21 protein-coding genes are annotated in these 23204 nt (G+C 39.6%); 13 read left to right on the top strand and 8 right to left on the bottom strand.

Annotated features, from left to right (window positions below; translation table 11 throughout):
• The first annotated feature begins 238 nt into the window (after nucleotides 1-238).
• From BIV60_RS08870 to BIV60_RS08860, 4 genes are all read left to right on the top strand, one after another.
• Complete coding sequence (locus BIV60_RS08870) at nucleotides 239-2581, top strand: xanthine dehydrogenase family protein molybdopterin-binding subunit (RefSeq protein WP_071355367.1); 2343 nt, start codon at nucleotides 239-241, stop codon at nucleotides 2579-2581.
• On the top strand, nucleotides 2578-3216 hold the full coding sequence (locus tag BIV60_RS08865) for an FAD binding domain-containing protein (RefSeq protein WP_256218357.1): 639 nt from the start codon (nucleotides 2578-2580) through the stop codon (nucleotides 3214-3216). The genes BIV60_RS08870 and BIV60_RS08865 overlap by 4 nt, the downstream gene beginning before the upstream one ends.
• Nucleotides 3217-3286: 70 nt before the next feature.
• Nucleotides 3287-3415 carry a hypothetical protein gene (locus BIV60_RS30305; protein ID WP_256218356.1) on the top strand — a complete coding sequence of 43 codons (129 nt, stop codon included), beginning with the start codon at nucleotides 3287-3289 and terminating at the stop codon, nucleotides 3413-3415.
• Nucleotides 3412-3900 carry a (2Fe-2S)-binding protein gene (locus tag BIV60_RS08860; protein ID WP_071355366.1) on the top strand — a complete coding sequence of 163 codons (489 nt, stop codon included), beginning with the start codon at nucleotides 3412-3414 and terminating at the stop codon, nucleotides 3898-3900. Before BIV60_RS30305 ends, BIV60_RS08860 begins: the two co-directional genes overlap by 4 nt.
• A 20-nt stretch (nucleotides 3901-3920) precedes the next feature.
• Here the strand turns inward: BIV60_RS08860 and BIV60_RS08855 are convergent, their stop codons facing one another.
• Nucleotides 3921-4346 (bottom strand): hypothetical protein, encoded by a 426-nt coding sequence (locus tag BIV60_RS08855; RefSeq protein ID WP_256218355.1) that lies wholly within the window; start codon nucleotides 4344-4346, stop codon nucleotides 3921-3923.
• Between the two features lie 273 nt (nucleotides 4347-4619).
• Between BIV60_RS08855 and BIV60_RS08850 the strand changes: the two genes are divergently transcribed.
• From BIV60_RS08850 to BIV60_RS08835, 4 genes are all read left to right on the top strand, one after another.
• Nucleotides 4620-6680: a peptidoglycan D,D-transpeptidase FtsI family protein gene (locus BIV60_RS08850; protein ID WP_141770431.1), complete on the top strand. Its 2061-nt coding sequence runs from the start codon at nucleotides 4620-4622 to the stop codon at nucleotides 6678-6680.
• A 124-nt stretch (nucleotides 6681-6804) separates the two neighbouring features.
• The gene (locus tag BIV60_RS08845) at nucleotides 6805-8295 is read left to right on the top strand and encodes a spore germination protein (protein WP_071355365.1); all 1491 of its coding nucleotides are present in this window, start codon (nucleotides 6805-6807) and stop codon (nucleotides 8293-8295) included.
• 17 nt (nucleotides 8296-8312) lie between these two features.
• Nucleotides 8313-9401, top strand: coding sequence for a GerAB/ArcD/ProY family transporter (locus tag BIV60_RS08840; RefSeq protein WP_071355364.1), 1089 nt, complete (start codon nucleotides 8313-8315; stop codon nucleotides 9399-9401).
• Nucleotides 9398-10462: a Ger(x)C family spore germination protein gene (locus BIV60_RS08835; RefSeq protein WP_071355363.1), complete on the top strand. Its 1065-nt coding sequence runs from the start codon at nucleotides 9398-9400 to the stop codon at nucleotides 10460-10462. Before BIV60_RS08840 ends, BIV60_RS08835 begins: the two co-directional genes overlap by 4 nt.
• A gap of 43 nt (nucleotides 10463-10505) precedes the next feature.
• On the opposite strand, the gene BIV60_RS08830 is transcribed toward BIV60_RS08835, so the two are convergent.
• The 3 genes from BIV60_RS08830 to BIV60_RS08820 are packed head-to-tail and all read right to left on the bottom strand — an operon-like array spanning nucleotide 10506 to nucleotide 14144.
• Entirely contained in the window at nucleotides 10506-10961 is a 456-nt protein-coding gene (locus tag BIV60_RS08830; RefSeq protein WP_071355362.1) for a (2Fe-2S)-binding protein, read from the bottom strand.
• 28 nt (nucleotides 10962-10989) lie between these two features.
• Nucleotides 10990-11823: an FAD binding domain-containing protein gene (locus BIV60_RS08825; RefSeq protein ID WP_071355361.1), complete on the bottom strand. Its 834-nt coding sequence runs from the start codon at nucleotides 11821-11823 to the stop codon at nucleotides 10990-10992.
• Nucleotides 11820-14144 carry a xanthine dehydrogenase family protein molybdopterin-binding subunit gene (locus tag BIV60_RS08820; protein ID WP_071355360.1) on the bottom strand — a complete coding sequence of 775 codons (2325 nt, stop codon included), beginning with the start codon at nucleotides 14142-14144 and terminating at the stop codon, nucleotides 11820-11822. The genes BIV60_RS08825 and BIV60_RS08820 overlap by 4 nt, the downstream gene beginning before the upstream one ends.
• A gap of 132 nt (nucleotides 14145-14276) precedes the next feature.
• Between BIV60_RS08820 and BIV60_RS08815 the strand changes: the two genes are divergently transcribed.
• Nucleotides 14277-15818, top strand: a complete 1542-nt coding sequence (locus BIV60_RS08815; protein ID WP_071355359.1) for a multicopper oxidase family protein — start codon at nucleotides 14277-14279, stop codon at nucleotides 15816-15818.
• On the opposite strand, the gene BIV60_RS08810 is transcribed toward BIV60_RS08815, so the two are convergent.
• Nucleotides 15815-16795 (bottom strand): FUSC family protein, encoded by a 981-nt coding sequence (locus BIV60_RS08810; protein ID WP_071355358.1) that lies wholly within the window; start codon nucleotides 16793-16795, stop codon nucleotides 15815-15817. The two genes, BIV60_RS08815 and BIV60_RS08810, sit on opposite strands and share 4 nt — an antisense overlap.
• A gap of 156 nt (nucleotides 16796-16951) precedes the next feature.
• On the opposite strand from BIV60_RS08810, the gene BIV60_RS29565 reads away from it, so the two are divergent.
• Nucleotides 16952-17443, top strand: coding sequence for a hypothetical protein (locus BIV60_RS29565; RefSeq protein ID WP_071355357.1), 492 nt, complete (start codon nucleotides 16952-16954; stop codon nucleotides 17441-17443).
• A 540-nt stretch (nucleotides 17444-17983) separates the two neighbouring features.
• Nucleotides 17984-19357: an MFS transporter gene (locus BIV60_RS08795; protein WP_071355355.1), complete on the top strand. Its 1374-nt coding sequence runs from the start codon at nucleotides 17984-17986 to the stop codon at nucleotides 19355-19357.
• A 360-nt stretch (nucleotides 19358-19717) separates the two neighbouring features.
• Here the strand turns inward: BIV60_RS08795 and BIV60_RS29560 are convergent, their stop codons facing one another.
• A complete protein-coding gene (locus BIV60_RS29560) occupies nucleotides 19718-19879 on the bottom strand; it encodes a hypothetical protein (protein ID WP_177177252.1) in 162 nt (53 codons plus the stop codon).
• 217 nt (nucleotides 19880-20096) lie between these two features.
• Complete coding sequence (locus BIV60_RS08790; RefSeq protein ID WP_071355354.1) at nucleotides 20097-20540, bottom strand: GNAT family N-acetyltransferase; 444 nt, start codon at nucleotides 20538-20540, stop codon at nucleotides 20097-20099.
• 103 nt (nucleotides 20541-20643) lie between these two features.
• Between BIV60_RS08790 and BIV60_RS08785 the strand changes: the two genes are divergently transcribed.
• The gene (locus BIV60_RS08785; RefSeq protein WP_071355353.1) at nucleotides 20644-20997 is read left to right on the top strand and encodes a hypothetical protein; all 354 of its coding nucleotides are present in this window, start codon (nucleotides 20644-20646) and stop codon (nucleotides 20995-20997) included.
• Here BIV60_RS08785 and BIV60_RS08780 read toward each other — a convergent pair.
• Nucleotides 20990-21616, bottom strand: coding sequence for a TVP38/TMEM64 family protein (locus BIV60_RS08780; RefSeq protein WP_071355352.1), 627 nt, complete (start codon nucleotides 21614-21616; stop codon nucleotides 20990-20992). The genes BIV60_RS08785 and BIV60_RS08780 overlap by 8 nt on opposite strands.
• Nucleotides 21617-22208: 592 nt before the next feature.
• Here BIV60_RS08780 and corA point away from each other — a divergent pair.
• Nucleotides 22209-23159 (top strand): magnesium/cobalt transporter CorA, encoded by a 951-nt coding sequence (gene corA / locus BIV60_RS08775; protein WP_071355351.1) that lies wholly within the window; start codon nucleotides 22209-22211, stop codon nucleotides 23157-23159.
• The last annotated feature ends 45 nt before the right edge of the window (nucleotides 23160-23204 follow it).

Raw genomic sequence — 23204 nt, 5'->3', positions numbered from 1 at the left:
TAATCGTATTAAATAGGCCAAACTTCAAAGCCTATTCCCTTTTTATTATAAAATAATCTATCTGATATGTGAAAAATTTAGAAATCCTTTTTATTGACAAATTTTTCAGACAGGATTCTTCCCTGTTACGGATTCTCTATTACTTGTATAACTTTTACATCTATAAGGAAAAAATAAAAATTAGAGAAAAATTTTCAATTACATAAATCACCATTCATATATAGGAGGCAGCTAAAGTATGGCGGAAGTTAGACAAACCGTTGGTAAGCCTGAGCAACGAATTGATGTGGTTGGAAAAGCATCCGGGAAGGTAAGGTATATTAGTGATTTTTCAATGCCAAATGTTGCTCATGCCAAACTGGTCACAAGTACACAGGCACATGCCAAGATTATTTCGATTGATGAAACAGAAGCATGGAAGGTACCAGGTGTTCGGGCGATTGTGACCGGTAAAATGTTCCCCTTTCGCATTGGCCCCATTTTAGCTGACAGGCCGCCACTTGCATTCGAAAAAGTTCGTTACTACGGAGAACCGGTTGCGATTGTTGTTGTTGACCATGAACATCAAGCAAAAAAAGCGAAACAATTAGTGAGGGTTGAATATGAACCATTACCAGTGGTGAATTCAGTTCAACAGGCTTTTAAAACCGAGGCCCCATTGATTCATGAAAACTCAGGACAATATGTAAAAATCATCAGTAATGTTTATCCTATTCAGGGAACCAATATCGGCAGTCATATCAAGATTCGTAAAGGTGATTTTATAAAAGCATGGGAGACCTGCGAAGTTAAAATAAAAGAAACGTATTCTTTTAATCTCTCCGACCATGCTGCCATTGAAACGCGCGGAACTAGGGTGGAAATCAATCCTGCTGGAAAAGTGGTTGTTCATTCCAATACACAATCTCCCTATACAATTAAAAAAGTGTTAAATCAGTTTTTCAATGTCCCAGTAGGGGATATCATTGTCCATGCCCCATTGGTAGGCGGGGCGTTCGGCGGAAAAGGGACAGTTCAGCTGGAGCCATTAGCTTATTTAGCTTCAAGGGCAGTTGACGGTAAAATGGTGAAAATTGAATATGAACGCGAAGAGGATCTTATTACCGCTCCCTGTCACATTGGTATTGATGCAACCATAGCGATTGGGACCAATAAAGATGGAAAAATTATTGCAGGGCAATATACCTTCCTGATTGACTCGGGTGCTTATACGGATCAAGCCGCTGGGATTACCAGGGCGATGGCACTCGACTGTACTGGTCCATATGATGTAGCAAACGTTTGGTGCGACTCTTATTGCATGTATACGAACCATCCATATGCAACCTCTTTCAGGGGTTACGCTCACCCTGAGTTAACCTTTGCTGTTGAGCGTACAATGGATCAGCTCGCAAAAAAATTAAACATGTGCCCGATTGAACTAAGGAAACTGAATGCCATTAAACCAGGAAACACTTCCCCAACCCAAACCCTTCTCAATGCGAATAATATTGGCGATGTCGAAAAATGTATCGAACGGGCTAAAAAGCTTGTGAACTGGAATGAAGGGCAGCGAATCGTAACGGACACCGGTAAAATTAGAACAAAAGGAATCAGTACATTTTGGAAAACCTCAACAACTGCAACCAATGCGCAATCAGGAGCGATTATTACCTTTGAAGCAGATGGAAGTGTGAACTTAAACTGTGCTGCCATTGAATTGGGCCAGGGTACAAAAACGACGCTTGCGCAAATTTTGGCCGAACGTTTAAAAATGGACATCAACAAAATTCATGTCACCATGGAGATCAATACCCAATATGATCCCCATCAATGGCGGACTGTTGCAAGTTCTACAACCTTTTTGGCAGGAAGAGCCGTAATGGCAGCAGCAGATGATGCCATCTCCCAATTAAAAAGAACTGCGGCTATTGCCCTGCAGTGTAATAAAGAAGACCTAGAGGTTGGAAGCGGCCGAGTCTACCTAAAACCAAGTCCAGAATATGGTATCAAGATCGAGGATATTGCCCTTGGCTATAAGTATCCGAATGGCCATGCGGTGGAAGGCCAAATTGTCGGCCATGGAAAATATATTCAACGGCATCTTACGCCGATGGATAAAGAAACGGGTTTTGGCAAGCCCGGGCCGTGGTGGTCCGTTGGAACGCAGGCTGTAGAGGTTGAATGGAACCCGAAAGATTATTCCTACAAGGTATTAAAAGCGGTAACCGTTCTTGATGGTGGGACAATTATTAACCCGGCAATGGCAACACAGCAAATGCGTGGCGGCATGTATTTAGGTTTAAGTTTTGCAAGCAGTGAATCGTTTATTTTTGACAATTATGGTGTTGTTCAAAATCCGCAGTTACGGAATTATCAGATGCTGCGTTATGGCGAGCAGCCTGATGAATACCTTGTTGACTTTGTCGAATCCCCTGCTGCTGATGGACCGTATGGTGCCAGGGGGATTGGGGAATACGGGGTGATTGGCATGGCAGGAGCCCTTGCCAATAGTTTATCCACTGCGGCCGAGGTTGAGTTAAACCAGCTTCCCTTAATCCCTGAGTTCATTTGGAAGACGAGAAAGGAACAACTAAAATGATACCCTTTGATTTTGAATACTATAGACCTGAGACGCTTAAAGGAGCTGTTCAAATATTTCAAGATCTCCAAAAACAAGGTAAAACCGTTATTTATTATAGCGGCGGAACGGAATTTATTACTTTTTCACGCAGAAATCATATGAGTGCTGAAGCAATAATTGATTTAAAGGGAATCCCTGAATGCAATGTTTTGAAAATTCAAGGGGATCAATTGGTCATTGGTTCCACAGTTGCATTAAATCAAATTACGGAATCTAAATTATTTCCTTTACTAGGTGAGGCCGTAAAAAAGGTTGCAGACCATACGTCGCGAAATAAGATTACCATTGGCGGAAATTTAAATAGCCGGCTTATCTATCGGGAAGGAGTCCTGCCCCTGCTTTTATCCGATGCAATGGTTCGAATTTCCAGGACTGAAGGCGAAACCCTTTTGCCATTTACTGAGGTATTTCAGCAGGAATTGCAATTGGGTCAAGGGCAGTTTCTTGTTCAAATTTTAATAAAAAAATCGTACCTTGATCTCCCATATATTAGTTTTAAAAAAACAAAAAGTACGAAAGTTGTATCCTGTCGTATCAATAGCCGCCCTTGTCAAGGACCGGAAATTACGGGCTGCCTTCAGCGGGGTTTGTAACTATCCATTTCGTTCAGCAGAGATTGAAAAAGTCATCAATGATCCGTCGCTTTCGAATGAAGATCGTGTATTGAATGCGATCAAATTGCTGCCATCGTCCATTGTCCATGATATTCAGGCTTCGGCAGAATACCGGGAATTTGTTTTTAAAAATGCCCTATCCGATACGATTGAAGCATTAAAGGAGGCTAGCTCATGATTTCGAATGGTTCGGAAAAAACAGTAGTCAAGCTGCATGTAAATGGGGAGACGCACGAAGTGATGGTTCGCAGTGCCGATACACTTTTACATACATTACGGGAACAACTGGGGCTTACTGGTGCAAAGCGTGCCTGTGAAAATGGCGATTGCGGAGCCTGTACGGTCTTGATAAATGGGCAGCCACAACATTCTTGCCTGTCGCTGACCATTGAAACAATTAACCAGTCAATCGGCACCATCGAAAGTCTATTAGATTCCCCTATTCAAAAAACGTTTATTGAAAAGTGGGCCATCCAGTGTGGGTATTGTACGCCTGGATTCATTCTGAATTGCCATGCCTTGGCGCACAAACACCCTGATGCGGATGATTCGGTTATTGAAGAGTGGATGGAGTCCAATCTTTGCCGGTGTACAGGCTATCATGAAATAAAAGAGGCCATCAAGGCGGTCTTGACGGAGGTAAAAAATAACCCAGCTTCTTAAAATTGAAGCTGGGTATTTTTTCAGCCTTTTTTAAAACTGTTATTGCCTTGATTCAGGCTGTCAATTAGGCCTAATGTTTGTGAGGCCTGCTCAATTTGCTGCTGAACCTGTTCCAATTGCTGCTGAGTTGCAGTTGTTGATTGTGTGACCGCAAGCCCTTGCATTTGGTTCAACTGCTGTGTTGCCTGTTGCAGCTGTTGCTGGGCCTGTTGTAATGACTGAAGATTATTCATGGAAGCACTTTGTTGGATGGTAGTTGTTGCTTGCTGTATGGATTGAAGCGCCTGTTTCTTTTGTGCTTGAAATCGTTGTTCCATCATTGGCTGATTTTCCTGAAGCTGCTGTGCTTGCTGCATCATTTGCTGTTGCTGAAAGCTTTGCGATTGCTGCTGATTTTCCTGTCCGGCGCTTTGTGATGGTCGCTTCTGTTTACTCTTATTTTTCACAGGAGTCCCCCCTTTTTTCTACCATTAGCATTCATTAATTAAATTCCAATTATCCAAATTTTTTTCAAAACCCATTTTTCAAAAAATCGTTAAGAAGGTAATACTTTACACAGATGTGAATCCATCTGTAAAATAAATAGTAATAATACCAATATTTGGACTGGGCATAATAAGAATTGCGACGGAGCTGGACAATTCTCGAAGTAAAAATTCATAATTTCTTATTTAATAAAAAAGAGCGATTTTGGCTGGCATAAAGGATGTGTTACATAATTGGAAAAAAAGCAAAAGTCCCATTTCCCTTTTCGAATTAATATTGTATTTTTTAGCGTCTTTCTATTATTTTCTGTACTCATTTTACGTCTTGGCTTTGTACAAATTGTGTATGGTGAAAATTTCAAGCGAGATCTTGAAAGAAATGAAGATATTACGGTAAAAAATCCAGTTCCAAGGGGAAAAATGCTCGACCGGAATTATAAAGAAATTGTCAACAATATACCAAAACGGGCGATTACCTATACAAACATGGGTTCTGACCAAGAGGAAATGCTTGATACGGCAAGAAAATTAGCAAAACTAATTGTGAAAAAAACCGATAAATTAACAGAATGGGATAAAAAAGATTTCTGGATATTAAAATATCCCCAGTCGGCGGATGCCAAAATTTCCGAAAGTGAAAATGAACTTTACAAAGCAAAAAAATTAAAAGATAAAGACCTGTATGAAATAAAAATTAAGCGGATTACGAAACAGGAATTAAAACAACTCACACAGGAAGATCTTGAAGTAGCAGCGATTTTCCGTGAATTTCGGAACGGCTACAAATACACCCCGCAAATTGTCAAGAATGAGGATGTGACAGATAAAGAATTTGCGGTTGTCAACGAAAATCTCCAATCCCTGCCCGGGGTGGATACGACAACCGATTGGGAAAGGTCCTATAACTTTGATAACACCTTAAAATCGGTTTTAGGAAAAGTCACAAAATCAGATGAAGGACTTCCTGCTGATCAGCTGCACTATTTTTTATCGAAAGGATATAACCGAAATGACCGTGTTGGTAAAAGTTATTTAGAAGCGCAATATGAAGATGTTTTACATGGTTATAAATCCAGGGTGAAAAATGTCACGGATTCAGCAGGGAATGTCGTTGATACCGAGGTGGTTTACGATGGACAACGGGGAAAAGATCTTGTACTCAGTATTGATATGGAGCTTCAAAAAAAGGTTGAGAAAATCATTGAGCAAGAGCTCTTGTCGTTAAAGAGACTGCCTGGCACACATTTCCTGGATCGTGCTTATGTTGTCTTAATGGACCCAAAAACCGGCGAAATTTTAACAATGGCGGGAAAACGGATTGTACGAGACGAAAAAACCGGAAGAACGGAAATGATAGACGATGCCCTCGGAACCTTCACCACCACCTATAATGTTGGCTCCGCTGTCAAAGGTGCTACCGTATTAACCGGTTATAAAACAGGTGCCATTACTCCAAATACCTATTTAAGTGATGTCCCGATCAGGATAAAAAGTACACCTGAAAAAAAGTCATGGATGTATTTGGGAACTTTGAACGATATTAACGCTTTAAAACTATCCTCTAACGTTTATATGTTCAGGACGGCGATCAGAATTGGTGGAGGAAATTATATCCCAGATCAGCCATTATCGCTTAAACCGAACAGCTTTGACATTATTAGGAATTCCTTTGCGAGCTTTGGACTCGGCACAAGAACCGGAATCGATCTACCGAATGAACAGGCTGGGTTTAAAGGTTCTAGCAGGCTGCCAGGATTTTTGCTTGACCTCGTCATTGGACAATATGATACTTATTCTCCAATGCAGATGGCGCAATATGTTTCGACGATTGCAAATGGAGGCTATCGAATGCAGCCTCATATGGTTAAAGAAATTCGTGAACCAATAAATAACACTGAGGAAGTTGGTCCTGTTTTTAAACAAATCCATCCAAAAGTGTTAAATATGATTGATATGAAGCAGGAGTGGATTAGACGGGTTCAGCTTGGTTTTAAGAAGGTGTTTCAAGAGCCGGGTGGCACAGCTTATCCTTATTTTAAAGGAGCGTCCTATTCCCCCGCCGGCAAAACCGGTACAGCAGAAGGATTTTATGATGGCCCTAACCGCTGGAGATATGGAAAGGAACCACCTGGGGTTATTAACCTTAGTCTTGTCAGCTATGCACCAAGTTACGACCCCCAAGTAGCTATGGCTGTGCTTGTCCCATGGGCCTACACAGGCCAATCAGAAAATAAAGCAAATTTCCGTATTGGCCGAAGGGTGATGGACACATTTTTTCATATAAAGCAAAAATAATCATTTACTTAAAACTGGTTTGGAGTCCTTTCCAAACCAGTTTTTTTTGCAAAATGTGGGTGATTCATAATTATTCCATAAAAGGGAAACATACTTGGAAAAGGAGATGGGGAGATGGAACCAAATGGCCTGGTTTACAAAAAAACAGGAACAAAAACAGGAACAAAAACAGAAAAAAGAATCTCTTGAACAATATCTTCAGCAATCAAAAGATTTTAAGCAGGTTTCATATAACAATCAAAAGACCAACAACAGTTTTAAGTTTTCATTTATTTCCACTCTCATTGATGAATCGATTTTACAGGATAATGCACTTCCCTATTTACTTGAAAAAAACTTTGAAACAATCGAGGACATTAAAAAGATTATTCCTCTCGCAGATGTGCAAATCTGCGAGGATCAAAGCGTTATTGAGCAGAAATTATTTAATGGGTACGTTCTTCTGACACTTGAATCAGAAAAAAAGAAATTTGCGTTTATAGCAGCACAAAAGGAAATTGTCCGCAGTGTATCAACACCTGAGGTTGAATTTAGTGTAATTGGTCCAAAGGAAGCATTTGTTGAATCCATCGATCAAAATATAAACCTAATTCGAAAAAGACTTCCTATCAAAGAACTTATTTTGGAAGAATTTCAAGTGGGCTCCCTTTCCAAGACGAAAGTGATTGTCATGCACATTGATGGTATTACAGACCCGGTTAATGTCCAAACAGTAAAAGAACGGATAAAAGGGATTGAATTTGATGCGGTTACCGACAGTTCCTATATTGTTCAATTAATATCGGATAATAAAAATTCTCCTTTTCCCCAGCTCCTCGATACCGAGCGTCCGGATAGGGTTACAGCGATACTGGCAGAAGGGAAAGTTGCTATATTTGTTGATGGATCGCCACATGTTCTAATCACTCCAACAACATTGGTTGAATTTTTTAGTTCTTTCGAGGATTATTTCTTAAATTGGATCTTAGCTTCTTTTTTCCGGTTGATTCGGCTTTTTTCTGTTGCATTCTCTATTTTAATAACGCCGGTTTATGTAGCTACTCTGTCGTATCATTACGAGCTGATACCAAAGGATTTAATGAATACTCTGGTCACTTCCCGCCGGAACATTCCACTCCCTCCTATCTTGGAAGCTGTATTTTTAGAACTAACCATCGAATTGCTCAGAGAAGCTGGGGCAAGACTTCCGACCAAGGTCGGTCAGACAATTGGTATCGTAGGCGGTATCGTTATTGGAACAGCATCAGTTCAAGCAGGATTGACCAGTAATGTCCTTTTGATTATCGTGGCACTGGCAGCACTCGCATCATTTACAACACCCGTTTATAAAATGGGCAATGCTATTCGGTTATTGCGCTTTCCATTTTTGTTTTTTGCGGAATTGTGGGGCCTGATTGGAATCGTATTCTGTTTTTCTGTGTTAATGACACACTTAATACGGCTTACATCGCTTAATCGGCCTTTTTTAGAACCACTCTATCCACCAAGAATGAAAGACCTTAAGGATTCACTTATCAGGCTTCCATTCAGCAAACAATCACGGCGGCCTTTAGCGTTAAGAACACAAAACCCTATTCGTTTTACTCCGCGTAAAAAAAGTGATATTGATGAATAGGAACCGGAGGAAGGAATATGGAACAATCATTGCCTGAAAAAGTAAAAATTTCTCCTTTTTTAGTGTTTTTTCTTATTCATTCGATGCAGTTTGGTGTGGGGGTCCTCGGCTTTCAACGTATAATTGCATTAACAGCAGGATATGATGCATGGATTTCCGTTGTGATTTCTGGTTTAAGCGTCAATATCATTATTTGGATGATGTACAGAATATGTGAAGCAGCAAATGGAGATCTTATGTCGGCACATACTTTCATATTTGGAAAGATAATCGGTAACATTCTGTCCCTGCTATTTGTTTTCATTTACCTGCTTACGGCTGTCATCACGCTAAGGCCATTCATTGAAATCATTCAAGCTTGGATGTTTCAAGATCTAAGTACCTTTTGGTTTTCCCTGGCTTTTTGTGTATTGGGAATCTATATATTATACGGAGGTTTTAGAACTGTCACTGGGGTCGCATTTTTTGGAGTGGTTCTTCCGGCATATTTACTTTTTACCTTCCTGTTTACCATTCCATATGCGGATATTCGGAACTTACTTCCAATCTTCGATCACTCAATTAAGGATCTGGCGATTGCTTCATATCAAATGTCTTTTACCTATTCTGGATTTGGCATATTATTGTTTTTTTATCCGTTTATCAAAGAACCGCAAAAATCAAAGAAATGGGCCCATCTGGGCGCCCTTACTACAACTATTATCTATACACTTCTTTCTATTGCGACCTTTTCCTTTTTTTCAGAGGGGCAGTTGCAAAAAAATATCTGGCCAACCTTGACCATGTGGAAAATCGTTGAAATGCCTTTTGTTGAGAGATTTGAATACATCGGCATTGCCAATTGGTGTATTATCATTCTTCCCAATTTCTGTATCGCTCTTTGGTGTGGCGCACGTATTTTAAAAAGTGTAACACATCTAAAGCAAAAATATGGTGTCATTCTCCTATCAATAATTGTATTAATTTTGACCGTTATGATGAAGACACGGCAGCAAATTAACACCATTACCGACTTTACAGGGGATATAGTCTTTTTCATCAATTATGGCTATGCTCCGTTACTTTTTTGTCTGATATTGATTGTAAAAAGGGGGAAGAAAAAATGAAGAACATCATAACACCTGTTCTCATCGTAACCCTTGTGCTTGGCGGTTGTGTACAAAAAAGAATCTTGGATGATGTCAATCTCGAAACGGGAAGTGCCTATGATTATGTCAATGGGAAAATCAGCGGGACTGCCTTAGTGCCTGTCTATTTGCCCGATCAGGCCGTAGAAAACAAAACCTTCACGGCCCCTTCTTTTCTAAGCAGGGATTTTTTAAGAGATGTCCAGCGCGAATCTTCAGATCCACTCGTGACAGGGAGCCTTAAGGTGGTCCTTTTTGGGGAACGGCTTGCAAAGAAGAAGGGAATTTTAGATTTAATGGATTCGTTACAACGGGATCCCAGCATTGGTGCCGGACTATACCTTGCTGTAACCGAGGGGAAAGCAAAGGATATCATTGAAGGAAATTATGGAGAAAGAGGAAATGCTGTTTATTTAACCAATCTCATCAAACATAACATGAAATCAATGGATGTTCCTAAAACCAACCTGCAGCGGTTTTTATTTGATTTTAATCAATTAGGTAAAACCCCCTATCTTCCAACACTAAAAAAAATAGGTAAGGAACAGGTGGCAATAACTGGAATCAGTTTTTTTCGATATGGACGTGTAGTTTATTCAATTTCGTCTGAACAAATGTTCTTCTTTAAGTTGCTTGTAGACGATTACAGTCAAGGAACGTTAAAAGTGATGTTAAACAGTGAAAGGGCAGCTATTGAAAGCATCCAGTCAAAAAATAAATTTAGGCTTATATCCAGAGATCCTTTAACCCTTGATATACAGGTTAAGGTGAACGCGGTGTTAAAGGAATTCTCGGGCAAAAAAGTTACACCTAATAAAATTAAGAAAATAGAAAATAAAGTACAAGAAAAAATTGAATCTGAGTGTAAGGATTTAATCAAAAATTTTAAAGAAAAAAATATTGATCCTGTAGGTTTTGGCCATTATATAAAAAGCAAAACTAGAAATTTTAATTTTAATAAATGGCAGACCGACTACCAAAATCTTAAGGTAAATGTTCATGCAGATGTAACGATTATGGAATCAGGCGTTATTGAATAGTCAATGAGGGACACACCCTCTATGCAGTGTGTCCTTTATCGTCTTATTTTTTTCCCAAAACGGATTTTACCGCTTTTTCAATTTCAGCGTACCCTGTACAACGGCAAATATTGGACCGTAGCCACTCTTTTATCGTTTGATCATCTGCATCTGGATGTTGTTTGATGAGCGAATGACAATTCATGATGAAGCCCGGTGTGCAGTAACCGCACTGAAAGGCAAAATTTTCAACAAACGCTTTTTGGATGGGGGCATTTTTAAGTCCCTCAATGGTGGTGATTTCTTTCCCCACTGCTTCCACTGCAAGCATTAAACAAGATTTCATCGGCCAGCCATCCACGTTCACCGTACAAGCACCGCAATCCCCATTTAAACAGCCCGGTTTTGCACCCGTTAACCCCAGTCTGCTTCTAATGATAAATAATAATGTATCCGCGGACCTTACGGTTACAGATTGGTTTTCTCCGTTTACCTTTAGGACAATGGAATGGGATTTCAATCGATCACCCCCTTTTTTCAATTTTCAATCAAAGCTCCTCTAACTCTGATAAAATATCTTCTAATAAATGCCGTAAAACAAATAAACGGTATTCATTGGATCCTTCGATATCATTTAAAATCGGACTAGGTAAATCGGTTAATGCGCGGTCGATTCTTTCTTTAACGGGCATTAAACGATTATTTATCGAGGTTTCGATATTCTCCGACCTGAATGGAAATGGACAAAGTCCACTTATTGCCACCCGAATCTGATTATCAATTTTTAACGCATTAATAGTTATTAAGGGATATCCAACATCCCATTGCTGTCTACGTTTAATACTAACAAACGGTGCAGTAATATATCTTTTCTCTGTGGCAATTTGGACTAGATATTCCCCTTTATTTAATTGGAGTCTTTCTTTGAAAATATCATTCATTCCCGCTACTCTTACTCCATCTAGACCCACAATAACCACTTGACTGTCCGCAAGTAAAAACGGCAGCACCGTCTCACGGTAAAAAATTTGTGCACAAATATTCCCACCGAGTGTAATTTTCCCCCGAGCTGTATGGTCCGCCACTTCACTTGCCGTTTTTGTTAATAATGGAAACGGATTTGCTTCTTCTATCTGGGTTAGGGTCAAGGAACTTCCAAGAACAAGATAATCCCCGTCCATCTCTAAAACATGAGATTCTGCTAATCCCTTTAAATCAATGGCTGCCTCAGTATAGGCACGATCAATCCTTCCAAGGGTGATTAATTCGGTACCTCCGGAGATAAACATCGGCTGTTTTCCCTGCTGGTCCAAATATTGATATAAATCCACTGCTTCCTTTACCGATGTCGGTCTATAATAATCAAATTCAAATGGGATCATGACCGTGTCCTCTCCTTTGTTTTCCAGATAAGTTCCGGAATCAGAGGTAAATGATGAAGGGATACTCCCGCAGCAGTGGAAAGGGCATTTCCCAGTGCACCCGGCATTCCCATTAAACCATGCTCCCCAACACCACGGGCCCCATATGGCCCATCAAGCTGTGGTGTTTCCACAAAACCGACAAGGAATTCAGGATTTTCTCCATAGTGCAGCGGGCGGTACGTTCTAAGCTGCGGATTCAACACCCTGCCAAGTTCATCGAAATAAAATGTTTCTCTGCCGGCAAAAGCGAGTCCCATGCTCATTGCACCCATTACTTGGCCCTCCGCCGCTTTTTCGTTCATAACCTTTCCTAAATCTACGACGGTTGCAGCTTTTACCAAACGATACGTATAATCCCTACGGTCGAATTCCACTTCGACTCCATAGGCTGCAACCGTCCATTCTGGGCCAGGTTTTCCTTCCCCCGTCTCAGGGTCAATATGGGTTAGATGACGTAATATAAATTTACCTCTGCCGATGATTTGCCCGCCAATTGAATTTCCATTTGGATATTGATATCCATAGCCGATGTCCTTAAAATCTAATCCAATGGAGGGGTCATCCCGTAAAAAAACACGGCTATTCCCTATCTCCAAATCTGAAATTGGCGCCCTCAGCACACACGCAGCAATTTCTTTCAGCTGGTGGATGACATCCTCTGCTGCTTCTAAAACTGCTCTTCCCGCCATATACGTCCCCCTGCTGGCCACAGTTTTCCAGTGCTCAGGAGTCGTTTGGGTATCCACAGTCATCCTTACATGGACTTTATCTACATCCATTTTCAGTCTTTCCGCAAGAATTTGTGCCAATACAGTTTTCGTCCCCGTTCCAATTTCAACCACACCAGACATTAAATTCACACTTCCGTCACGATTAAAGGTAATAATCGCACCTGATGGGGCATTTGGGTCGATGGTTGAAGATTTCCAACTGCAACAGACACCTTTTACGCGAACAAATCGTTCGTTTATTTCATTGATTGGTCCTTTATCCCACTCAAATAAATCTCTTAATCTCTCAATACATTTTTGTAAGTTTCCAACATTGCTTTTATTTAAAGGTACCCTGGTGGGCGTGGTACTACCAGGCTTAATCGCATTGATATAACGGATATCAAGCGGATCCATCATTAATTTGTTTGCAAGTAAATCAATCGTTCTTTCAATTGCAAACGAAATCTCAGAATGTCCGAAACCTCGAAAAGGTGATGCATACGGATGATTCGTATACATGCAATAGGAGTCACACCAAACATTCTCAACATGATAAGGTCCTGTACAATCAACTGCACCTGCTCTTGAAACATCGATGGCTTTATCAGAATAGGCGCCGCCATCCCACCAATAACCAATCTCCATCACTTTTATTTTTCCGCTGCGATCAGCTCCAATTTTCACCTTTGCATCTAATCCGATATGACATGGAGATGTGATGATATCCTCTTCCCTGTCATTCAATACTTTGACAGGTCTTCCGCCAACCGCCTTTGAGGCTAAATAGGCAAACACTTCAAGCTGTACTGGTGCCTTCCCTCCATAGGCGCCTCCAACTAAAGGGGTATGGACAACAATTTTCCCCATATCTTCTCCGAAGTAGTCCGAAATAAGCCTTTTTGCCATAAAAGGTGCTTGTGAAGAGGTAGTAATATTGATTGTACCATCCGGCAAAATCTCGCACGTAGCACATCTCGTCTCCATTGCCACATGATCGGAAGATGCAAAGGAAAAACTTGCTTCGACCGTTGTTTCACTTTCTGCCCAGCCTTTTTCCATGCTCCCTTTGCGGATTTTATAATGGGTTGCAATATTGGTCCCCGGAACCGGGAAGGACACCTCATCTTTTTTATATTCCCCTAATCTTGGGTGAAGAAGGGGCGCATTTTTCTGAAAAGCTTGTGTGGGCGAATTGACCACGGGCAGTAACTTATATTGGACCTTTACTCGATTTGCTGCTTTTTTTGCCTGTGGAGCAGTATCCGCAACTACAAGGACAACGGGTTCTCCATGATAGAGCACTCTTTCAAAAGCAATTGGCGGACGGTCACGTACCCCTTCTCCAATTAATGGGAGATTTGCATCCCCTTTTATAATAGCCCTAACCCCTGGCATTTTTTCAGCCTCTGTGGTATCGATAGACACAATTCGCGCATGTCCATATGGACTAATCACCATTTTACAGGAGAGCATCTTGACTGATTGGTGGTCATGCGTATATTGAGCTCTTCCTGTCACTTTTTCCAGCGCTTCCTTCCGTATGACACTCTTCCCAATTACCTCCACACTTTTCCCTCCTAATCAGCACAAAAGTTCCTACCCTATTTATATTCATGCTTCATACAGTTCTAGAATGTTAATTTTTTACTTTGTTCAATCATAATCTTTTAAAAACATCCCTGTTTAGGAGAGATTCGTATGAAATTAATAAAATTTGCCGACTCTTTGCCGATCCCGTCACTTTTAAAACCACTTTGGAAGTCAAAGGATTACAGCTATTATGAAGTACGAATGATGGAAGTAAAGCAAAGCTTGCATAGCCATATCCCTAATACAACGATATGGGGATATGAGGGAATCTATCCGGGTCCAACCATTGAAGTAGAAATGGGGGAAAGAGTCTATGTTAAGTGGATGAATGAGCTTCCTGATAAGCATCTTTTTGCCATAGACCACACAGTTCATGGAGCGGAAAAAGACAAACCGGATGTTCGTGCAGTGGTCCATCTTCACGGAGGCAGAACGGAACCGGCGAGTGATGGCTATCCGGACGCATGGTTTACGAAAGGCTTTGAAAAAACAGGGCCATTTTTCTTTAAAGAAATATATGAATATGGAAATCCGCAAAGTGCTCGGGCACTCTGGTATCACGATCACGCAATTGGGATTACCCGGTTAAATATTTATGCCGGATTGGCGGGGTTTTATTTGATCCGCGATTCTCATGAGCGGTCTTTGAAACTGCCTAGCGGCAAATATGAAATTCCTTTATTAATTCAGGACCGTACCCTCAATGATGATGGTTCCTTATTTTATCCCGCTCAACCACAAAAGAATCCCCCCGGATTTTCTCCTTCGATTATTTCTTCTTTTTTTGGAGATACGATTGTCGTTAATGGGAAAATCTGGCCCTTCCTGGAGGTAGAGCCGAGAAAATATCGATTTCGTTTGTTAAATGGAGCAAATGCACGGTTTTTCAATCTTTTTTTAGACTCCGGGCAGCCGTTTTTTCAAATTGGGACAGATAGCGGCTTTTTGGAGCGGCCTGTCAAAGTTCAATCACAGCTTCTTGCACCGGCTGAACGGGCAGATGTCATCATTGATTTTTCTAATCTTGCAGGGAAGTCCATCATCATGAAAAACGATGCACGAACGCACTTCCCGATTGGAGATCCTGTTGATCCCGATACAACGGGAACCGTGATGCAGTTTCGAGTAACAAAGCCACTTTCCAGTATGGATTTGAGCGTTATTCCAACATTTATGGGAATGATTCCCCGATTGCCTGAATCCTCTGCGCGGAACCAGAGGTATTTACAATTAAGTGAAGAAAAAGATCCGTTTGGAAGGTCATTATTTTTATTAGATCAAAAAAAGTGGGATGATCCAATTACTGAAAATCCTCAGGTCGGGACAAATGAGATTTGGTCCTTTGTGAATACAAATGGAGATGATCATCCTATCCACGTCCATCTAGTTCAATTTCAAATTTTGGACCGGCAGCCATTCGATGTGAAACATTATAAAAACACGGGGATGATTAAATGGACCGGATTGCCGGTGTTCCCAGAAATAGGTGAACTCGGCTGGAAAGATACAGTAAAATGTCCGCCGGGCCACATCACAAGAATCATCATTCCGTTTTTTCCGTATACCGGCCAATATGTATGGCATTGCCATATGCTTGAACATGAGGACTATGAAATGATGAGGCCTTATCTGATTCTTCCTCCAACCTAGCTGTCTTTTAGCAGAACCTTTGTCTCATAATATAATGCTGCCATATATTGATGTTTCTCCAGTTCATTTGGAATGGATACAATCAGGAAATCACCCGGAGGACCTGGTTCTGCCGGGTTTTCTTTAAATAATGGGATGAACGCTTTCACTTGTTCTGCCCAGAGTTCCTGATCCAAAGCTGACATGCTTCCGGAAGATGCCCATTTCATTAAGATTTCAACGCTGTTCGCAAGATAGGAATAACCTTTTGTTAAGAACTGTATCTGCAGTTGATATTGATGCAACTCGCGTAAACTTTTTCCTGCATATGGATTGTATTTAAGACTTTCTTGAGCATTCTGAATCATTTGTTTGGATTGATGAAGTTCTTCAAGAAGCTGTTTTATTTCAGTTTCGATAAGGCTTCCTGCCTTTAAATCAGGCCCTTGAAAAATCCATTCCGAAATATTGGTAAAAATTTCTATTAAATGTTCAGAAAGCTGTGTAAGATTTTTTTGTACCTGTCTTGTAAAATTAGGCGGATAGACAAGCATATGGATAAGCACTGCAATAATGGCCCCAATTAAGGTATCGCGAAAACGATCAATTGGGTAGTCCCCTGCCTTTTGGCCGACTACAAAAACCAATAAGATCGTTAGAGCTACCTGATGGATGGCCGTTTCATCACTTTTCAACCATTTAGCGATAAAGCAACCGATAAGGATGAGAATCCCGATTGTCCAGCTCGAAACATTGATGAAGGGTGCCGCAAGAACGGTTACGGAAATACCGATAATGGTTCCAGCCATCCGGTGATAGGAAAATCGAATGGAACGGTTGATGGTTGATTGCAAACAAAGAATGACGGAAATCGGAGCAAAATAGGGATGATGCGACCCTAATAGCGTTGCAATTTGCCAAGAGATGGCACTCGCCACAGCCATTTTCCATATAAGAAGGGATTTATTTTGTTTATGTTCAAATAATGGATTCCCCATGGACTCTTCCCCCCCTTGCATGAATGGCAATCACATTGTTTATCCTTTCCATGATGATTTTAGGGTATCCAGTGATATTTTTACAATCTTTGGCTAGACAGCTGCAGAAAAGGTTATCCTAGATTTTAGAAATCGTTAATGGACAGGGTGATAAAGATGGGTTTAATATATATTTTTTTAATTGCATGGTTTGCATTAAGCATATTCTTTTTAATGAAAAAAAGTCTTTCAAATGCTGTTAATATCCTCACCTTTTTGTTCTTCCAAATTGTTCACATTAATATTTTTACAATCTTAACTTTGAAGTTAAACTTTTTAATTCCGAATACAAGGCCATTGGCTTTTATCGCCATTCTTCTTTTTCGTGACATATCTCTTCCTGTCTTTCTACTCATCTACGTAAATCTGCTTTTCTCTTTTAAAAAGATAGGGGCTAAATTAGTCGTTACGGCTATAATCTTTTTCATTATTCACGGTGCCCATTATATATTTTTGGAGCTGGGGTATTTTCATTATTATCACTGGTCATATTTCCGAGAAGCTTTATTTGATTTCAGCTTAATGCTCATCTGCCTCGTAATAGCGTATGTATTTAAGAAATTATTTTCAAGGGAGAAAAATATGAATGGTCATCTTGCAAATTTATGATCGTTACTTTAATTTAAATGAATGGTTCGTTCTGGTTTTGGTTCTCGGCGGTTTTTGTTTGGTTTTTTTTCTTCCGAAAATGATACCTCTGTCAGCAACACTTTTCTGTCTACTTTTTGGACCCTTTCTGGGAATGGTTTTTGACCATACCCTCGCCGTTCCACCCTTAGATTTCTATGATGTCGGTGACAAGTCAGAGTATGAACTTTTTGATATTTTATCCTATTTGATGTATTGTCCTTTTGGGTACCTCTTTATTTATTTTTTGGAGAAATTTAAAATTAATAGCTTCAAGTGTATCGTTTACATTTTGGTTTGGACTATAGGAGGTATCATGCTCGAATGGATTGGCTCAAAAATTGGAATTTTTCATTATAAAAACGGCTATAAGTTACCGTTTTCCATCCTAGTTTATGTATTTACCCAAAGCCTGCTTCTTATCGTCTATCATTATTTTTTTAGAAAAAGAGTTTAACCACTAGAATTTTGGTTTTTGGCAAACTAGAAAGAAAATATTTTGCTTTGCAAAGGATTGACCACATGAAGAAAAATCGTGCTTTATTTTTAACAGCTGTTGCTTCCGGCACAATGCTGAACCCTTTAAATTCCTCTATGATTTCTCTTGCACTTACGAGTATCCAAAAGGATTTCCACCTATCATTTACAACGGTTTCGTGGCTGATTTCCTCTTTTTATCTTGCAAGTGCTGTCGCTCAGCCAGTTACCGGAAAAATTGGTGACTTAATCGGTCGAAAGAAAACATTTATCGCCGGGCTATTTCTTGTTGCTTTTTCTGCTTTTACAGCGCCGTTTTCCACTACGTTTCTTATGTTGTTAATGATGAGGTTAATTCAATCGATTGGCAGTAGTGCGATTTATCCCTCTGGGGTTTCTTTAATTCGGGATAATATTAAAGACAAACAGGCCTCTGCCTTATCGGTTCTGGCTATTTTCGCCTCGGCAATGACAGCACTTGGACCGACACTTGGAGGATTTTTAATTGTTTGGGGAGACTGGCCTGCGATATTTTGGGTTAATGTTCCGTTTTTGTTAATAAGTTTGCTGCTTGGCTGGTATATGTTCCCTAAGGATCCGCAAAAAAAGAAAGAGAATATGAGAGAATTGCTTTCTCATCTAGATTTGTTAGGGATTGGGTTATTTGCCGGAGGAATGGTATTCCTGTTATGGTTTTTGTTGTCGTTTGAATCGAAAATTCATTTTGTTTCTGGCATTGCAGGGGTTTTATTCATTCTCTTATTTATTTGGCGTGAACTGCATGTGAAGGTGCCGTTTATTGATGTGCGGATTTTTAAAACGCACCGGCGTCTTTCCTGGGTCTATCTGCAGTTTATTGTGTTAAATATCTTTTTCTATTGTTTGTTTTTTGGTCTCCCCCTTTATTTCCAGAATGCCTTGCATTTAAGTGTGGAGAAAAGCGGTATATTTATGCTGTTTATGTCCGGAATGAGTATTATTATTTCTCCGATTACAGGAAAATGGATTGATAAAACTGGATTAAATCAGCCGATTGTGCTGGGGGCACTTTTATCGGTCGTCGGTGCTGTAATCATGTCGCTCTTCTTTATCAAAGCCTCTGTTTGGTGGCAAATTGGCTTGATTTTAGCTTTATTGGGGCTTAGTTATGGGATTGGAAATGTGGTTCTTCAGGTTGCAATGTTAAAAGAAAGCCCGAAAGAGATGCTTGGGACAACATCTGGGTTGTTTCAAACCTGCCGTTATTTAGGATCGATCCTGTCTTCCATTGTGCTTGGGTTAATCTTTGGCAAGGGAATTACAACAGAGAATATGGAGATTCTTGGGGTTGTTTTGATTTGTATTGGGGCGGTCAGCTTCGCAATGAGTTTGTGGTTTACTGGTTTTAAGATGAGAAGTGTTAAGGTTGGGCATGAGTAAGGTTGTTTTTAGCTTTCGTATTGCATGAAAGTGTGGGTTTTGGTGTGGGTAAGTGCCCGGGGTTACAATTTTTACTATGGGTAGGGCATTTAGAAGTATTGTTAGTTCCCATGAGGGTGATTTTTTTAGCTTGATGGGCACTGAGAACCTCCGTTAGTTCCCATGGCCCTGATTTTTTTGCCTGTTCGGGCACTAAGAAGCCTTGTTATTGCCCACGCAACCTATTTTTTCTACGTCGCTGGCACTATATACCCTCGATAGTGCCAGCTATACTTATTTTTTCAATAAAGAAGAAACTATCTGGCCTTAGCGTCCTCCTCAAATGGACAAAACAACCACTTTGTCCAGGAACGGTGCCTGTCACTGTAAAAGTTTTTTGATATGTTCTTTGGGATCCCAGCAATTAAATTTGTAGTGGGTTTTGGTTCCGTACCCTAGACGGCTGCAGTAATAGTGCATGCCTTTTTCATTTTTTTCGGCTTTAAAGTGCTGGCATGTGGCACAGCAGTGATAATCTTTCATGACTTTTCTCCTCCTTTACTATGAAGCTTACATTTCCTAAACTATTAAAGTTTCCTTCATAATTTGGTCATATATTTTCGTTAAGATAGGATCAGGTTCAGGACGGACCTACACACCGCTCCCCTTTTAATATAGATTTGATTGTAAAGCCCGGCATCCATTTATGCCGGGTCATTTTTTAAGCAAGAATGCTCATAATCTAGAAACAAATAAATTGTTACTTCTTCCGTTCCATATAAAGGTCCCGATTTTCAATCTTCTTAAAACCATATTGTGTATACAACCCGTGGGCATCATTGGTGGCCAGCATCAATTTCGCAACATTCCTTAATTCAGACTGTTCCGTAACGATTTCCATCAACCATTTGGACAACCCTTTTCCACGATATTCCTCCAATATAAAAACATCCATTATCCAACCAAACCGGTAAAAATCGCTGACGGTGCGGGCAAAACCAACTTGATCCGCATTCCCTTCAACAGGATTTCCCTCATATACCCCAAAACAAATTGAAGAATTTTCAATTGATTTTTTCACCACTTCAAACGAAATCCCTGGTACCCAGTATGATTCTTCACTTAAGAATTGATGAATCCGAGGCAAATCGAGATATTGTTTATCGATGCAAATAAAAAAACCATCTTTTTCCCAAATCGACATCTTTCTCATCACCTTTCCGTAAAACTGTTTCATTTCTAAGTATACAAACCCCATTCCTCGTCAATAACAATACCAATCATCTAATAAATGGGGTGTTCAATAAATGAAAGGAATTTATTTTATCAATGATCAGATAAAAATAAATAACCTATCAAAGGAAGAAAGCTTTACCCTCCAAGAACAAGTCATTTTAAATCATATTCAAGAGTGTGACATTCAAGTTATGAAATTAAATCCTAACCAAATCTATCAACATTACACGAATCCGCATGCACTGCTATATGATTTGAAAAAGAACAAAAGCCAGTTGGATTGTCTGGTCCTTTACTCACCCGAAGTGATGGAGGATTTCATATACACTTACCCGGCCCGGTGGCTCATTTTAAAAAGCTATTTCAAAGAAGTCATTACACTGGAAGGAAAAAATGACCAGCTATCAATTAAAAACGTTATTTAATTGACTTAGATTTCTTGCGGTAAATAATGATAAAATTGATCAGGAAAATAATTAAAATATATAAGCCATATAAACCAAGAGATAATAGTTTGTTACTGCTTAGTGTTGCACCTACAAACGACAAAAGCAAAATATTCGGGATTTTTCCAATGGTAGAGGCTATAAAAAATATGAACCATTTTACCTTACTAAGACCGCAAATAATATTCACAACCGGTGCAGGAATAATTGGAACTAGTCGGCTGGCTAGAATGGCAAGGAAGGAATTACGGTTCAGGAATTCCTCATATTCCTGAACCTTTGGATATTTTGAAAGTTTTTCCCGGGCATAATCCCTAAAACCATACCTGGTGATAAAAAAGAATACCATTGTTCCAGACATGGCACCTATTAATGATACAAACATTCCCTGGGTTATCCCAAATATGGCTCCAATCATTCCCGCTAAAACTGGAAATGGAATCAGCGGAAAAAATACACAAATCGCAACTAAAAGTATGCTGATAAAAATCGCTACATTGCCGCCTTGTTTAATTAAATAGACAAGTTCATCCTTTTGCAGGTACCCGGCCAAAATAATTAAAATAAAAACACAAATACTGCCAATTCTTTTTACCATCGATTTCTCTCCATTAGGATCATTGTTTAATATTCATTTATTATTGTAATAGGATTAACCCACCTGTACCAATAATTAGTATAAACCAAAATGAAAATTTCTTCGTAACCCCTGCTGATGTGGAAGCATTGATGAATTGGTTGTTGCCCAAATAGATTTCAACATGCGTATGATCTGCTAAATTCTTTTCACAATTTCCTCCACCTATTCGATTAACCCTGTATCGGAAATTTGAACCTTGGTGTTAACTTAATCCCTTTTGGAGTGTATGTTTAATATCCACATTTTACCTTTTCTATATTTATGATAAACATAACTTTTCCTTTTAATGATTCTTTAATCATTTCAATTCGATTAAACTCATTTTACTCCCTCTCGTTCCACTTCTTTCCTTTTAAACTTCCTTAAAAAATGGAATTTTATTCCGAAATCGATTTTTAAAGACTTTTTTGAATTCATAGGATAAGTTTTCACGATATTGTCAAGATATTAAAATGACCCTGATTCTTTAAATAAGTATTTATTACCTTTTTTTTTCATCTAATTCATTTATAGTTGATTTATGGAATTTGATTGTTGATAAGGAGTTATTATGATCAGAACAATTGCAGTGAATCAAAAATATGAGTTAATCAAAGATGTGGAAATTTCTAAACTAGTGAAGGGTGAGTTTCGCTGGTATTGGATTGATTTTCAGGAGCCAATTAAGGAAGAAATAGAATTGCTGAGGGAACCTCTAGCTTTTCATCCCCTAGCAATAGAGGATTGTATTCATACACTACAGCGGCCAAAACTTGACTATTATGATGATTATGCCTTTTTTGTCACACAGGCATTAAATCCCGCGACAATTAAACGGGAAGAGGTGGATTTTTTTCTCAGTAAGCACTATATTGTAACCTTTCATCACAACCCGTCATATGAAATTAATGATGCCTGGAACCGTCTTAGCTTAGGTAAAGATGTAAAAAAGTGGGACCCGGCTCATGTGTTTTATAATGTGCTCGATAAAATGGTCGATAATTATTTCCCGCTGGTATATCAAATCGAAGATACCTTAAATGAAATTGACGAAAACTCAAATAGACGTTCGATGGAGGCATTGCTAGAGGATTTATTCGATGCCAGACATGACCTGCTCTCGCTCCGGCATACGATTACACCAATGAGGGATCTATTATACCGGATTCTTAATTCACAGCGGTTAACCAGTATTGAAGGAAGAATTGCCTATTTTAACGATATTTATGACCATTTGCTTAAATTATCGGAAATGATTGAAGCAAGTCGCGAGCTGACAACGGACATCCGGGACAGCTATATTTCAATCAATTCGCACCAAACGAACCATGTCATGAAAGTACTGACAGTCATCACCACTATTTTTATGCCAATCACTTTCATTGTCGGTCTCTACGGCATGAACTTTCACTATATGCCGGAATTGTCTTGGAAATATGGGTACTTTGCTACAATTGCCTTAATGTTTTTCATTAGTTTAGGAATGTATATATGGTTTAAAAAGAAAGGGTGGTTTAAATAAGAAAGGGTGGTTTAAATAAGAAAGGAAAAACATTGGTAAAAACGA

Source organism: Bacillus sp. MUM 116, assembly GCF_001866655.1.
In the GTDB taxonomy this organism is placed as follows: Bacteria; Bacillota; Bacilli; order Bacillales; family Cytobacillaceae; genus Neobacillus.
Note: the sequence above shows the minus strand (reverse complement) of the source record. Positions and strands in the feature narration are given on the sequence as shown.

Coding starts and splice junctions, on each gene's coding strand:
- BIV60_RS08860 (WP_071355366.1), top strand. CDS start 3,412: ATGATTTCGAATGGTTCGGAAAAAACAGTAGTCAAGCTGCATGTAAAT.
- BIV60_RS08810 (WP_071355358.1), bottom strand. CDS start 16,795: ATGGGGAATCCATTATTTGAACATAAACAAAATAAATCCCTTCTTATA.
- BIV60_RS08785 (WP_071355353.1), top strand. CDS start 20,644: ATGAAAGGAATTTATTTTATCAATGATCAGATAAAAATAAATAACCTA.
- BIV60_RS08840 (WP_071355364.1), top strand. CDS start 8,313: ATGGAACAATCATTGCCTGAAAAAGTAAAAATTTCTCCTTTTTTAGTG.
- BIV60_RS29565 (WP_071355357.1), top strand. CDS start 16,952: ATGGGTTTAATATATATTTTTTTAATTGCATGGTTTGCATTAAGCATA.
- BIV60_RS08870 (WP_071355367.1), top strand. CDS start 239: ATGGCGGAAGTTAGACAAACCGTTGGTAAGCCTGAGCAACGAATTGAT.
- BIV60_RS08845 (WP_071355365.1), top strand. CDS start 6,805: ATGGCCTGGTTTACAAAAAAACAGGAACAAAAACAGGAACAAAAACAG.
- corA (WP_071355351.1), top strand. CDS start 22,209: ATGATCAGAACAATTGCAGTGAATCAAAAATATGAGTTAATCAAAGAT.
- BIV60_RS29560 (WP_177177252.1), bottom strand. CDS start 19,879: ATGAAAGATTATCACTGCTGTGCCACATGCCAGCACTTTAAAGCCGAA.
- BIV60_RS08795 (WP_071355355.1), top strand. CDS start 17,984: ATGAAGAAAAATCGTGCTTTATTTTTAACAGCTGTTGCTTCCGGCACA.
- BIV60_RS08815 (WP_071355359.1), top strand. CDS start 14,277: ATGAAATTAATAAAATTTGCCGACTCTTTGCCGATCCCGTCACTTTTA.
- BIV60_RS08780 (WP_071355352.1), bottom strand. CDS start 21,616: ATGGTAAAAAGAATTGGCAGTATTTGTGTTTTTATTTTAATTATTTTG.
- BIV60_RS08825 (WP_071355361.1), bottom strand. CDS start 11,823: ATGATCCCATTTGAATTTGATTATTATAGACCGACATCGGTAAAGGAA.
- BIV60_RS08865 (WP_256218357.1), top strand. CDS start 2,578: ATGATACCCTTTGATTTTGAATACTATAGACCTGAGACGCTTAAAGGA.
- BIV60_RS08790 (WP_071355354.1), bottom strand. CDS start 20,540: ATGTCGATTTGGGAAAAAGATGGTTTTTTTATTTGCATCGATAAACAA.
- BIV60_RS08835 (WP_071355363.1), top strand. CDS start 9,398: ATGAAGAACATCATAACACCTGTTCTCATCGTAACCCTTGTGCTTGGC.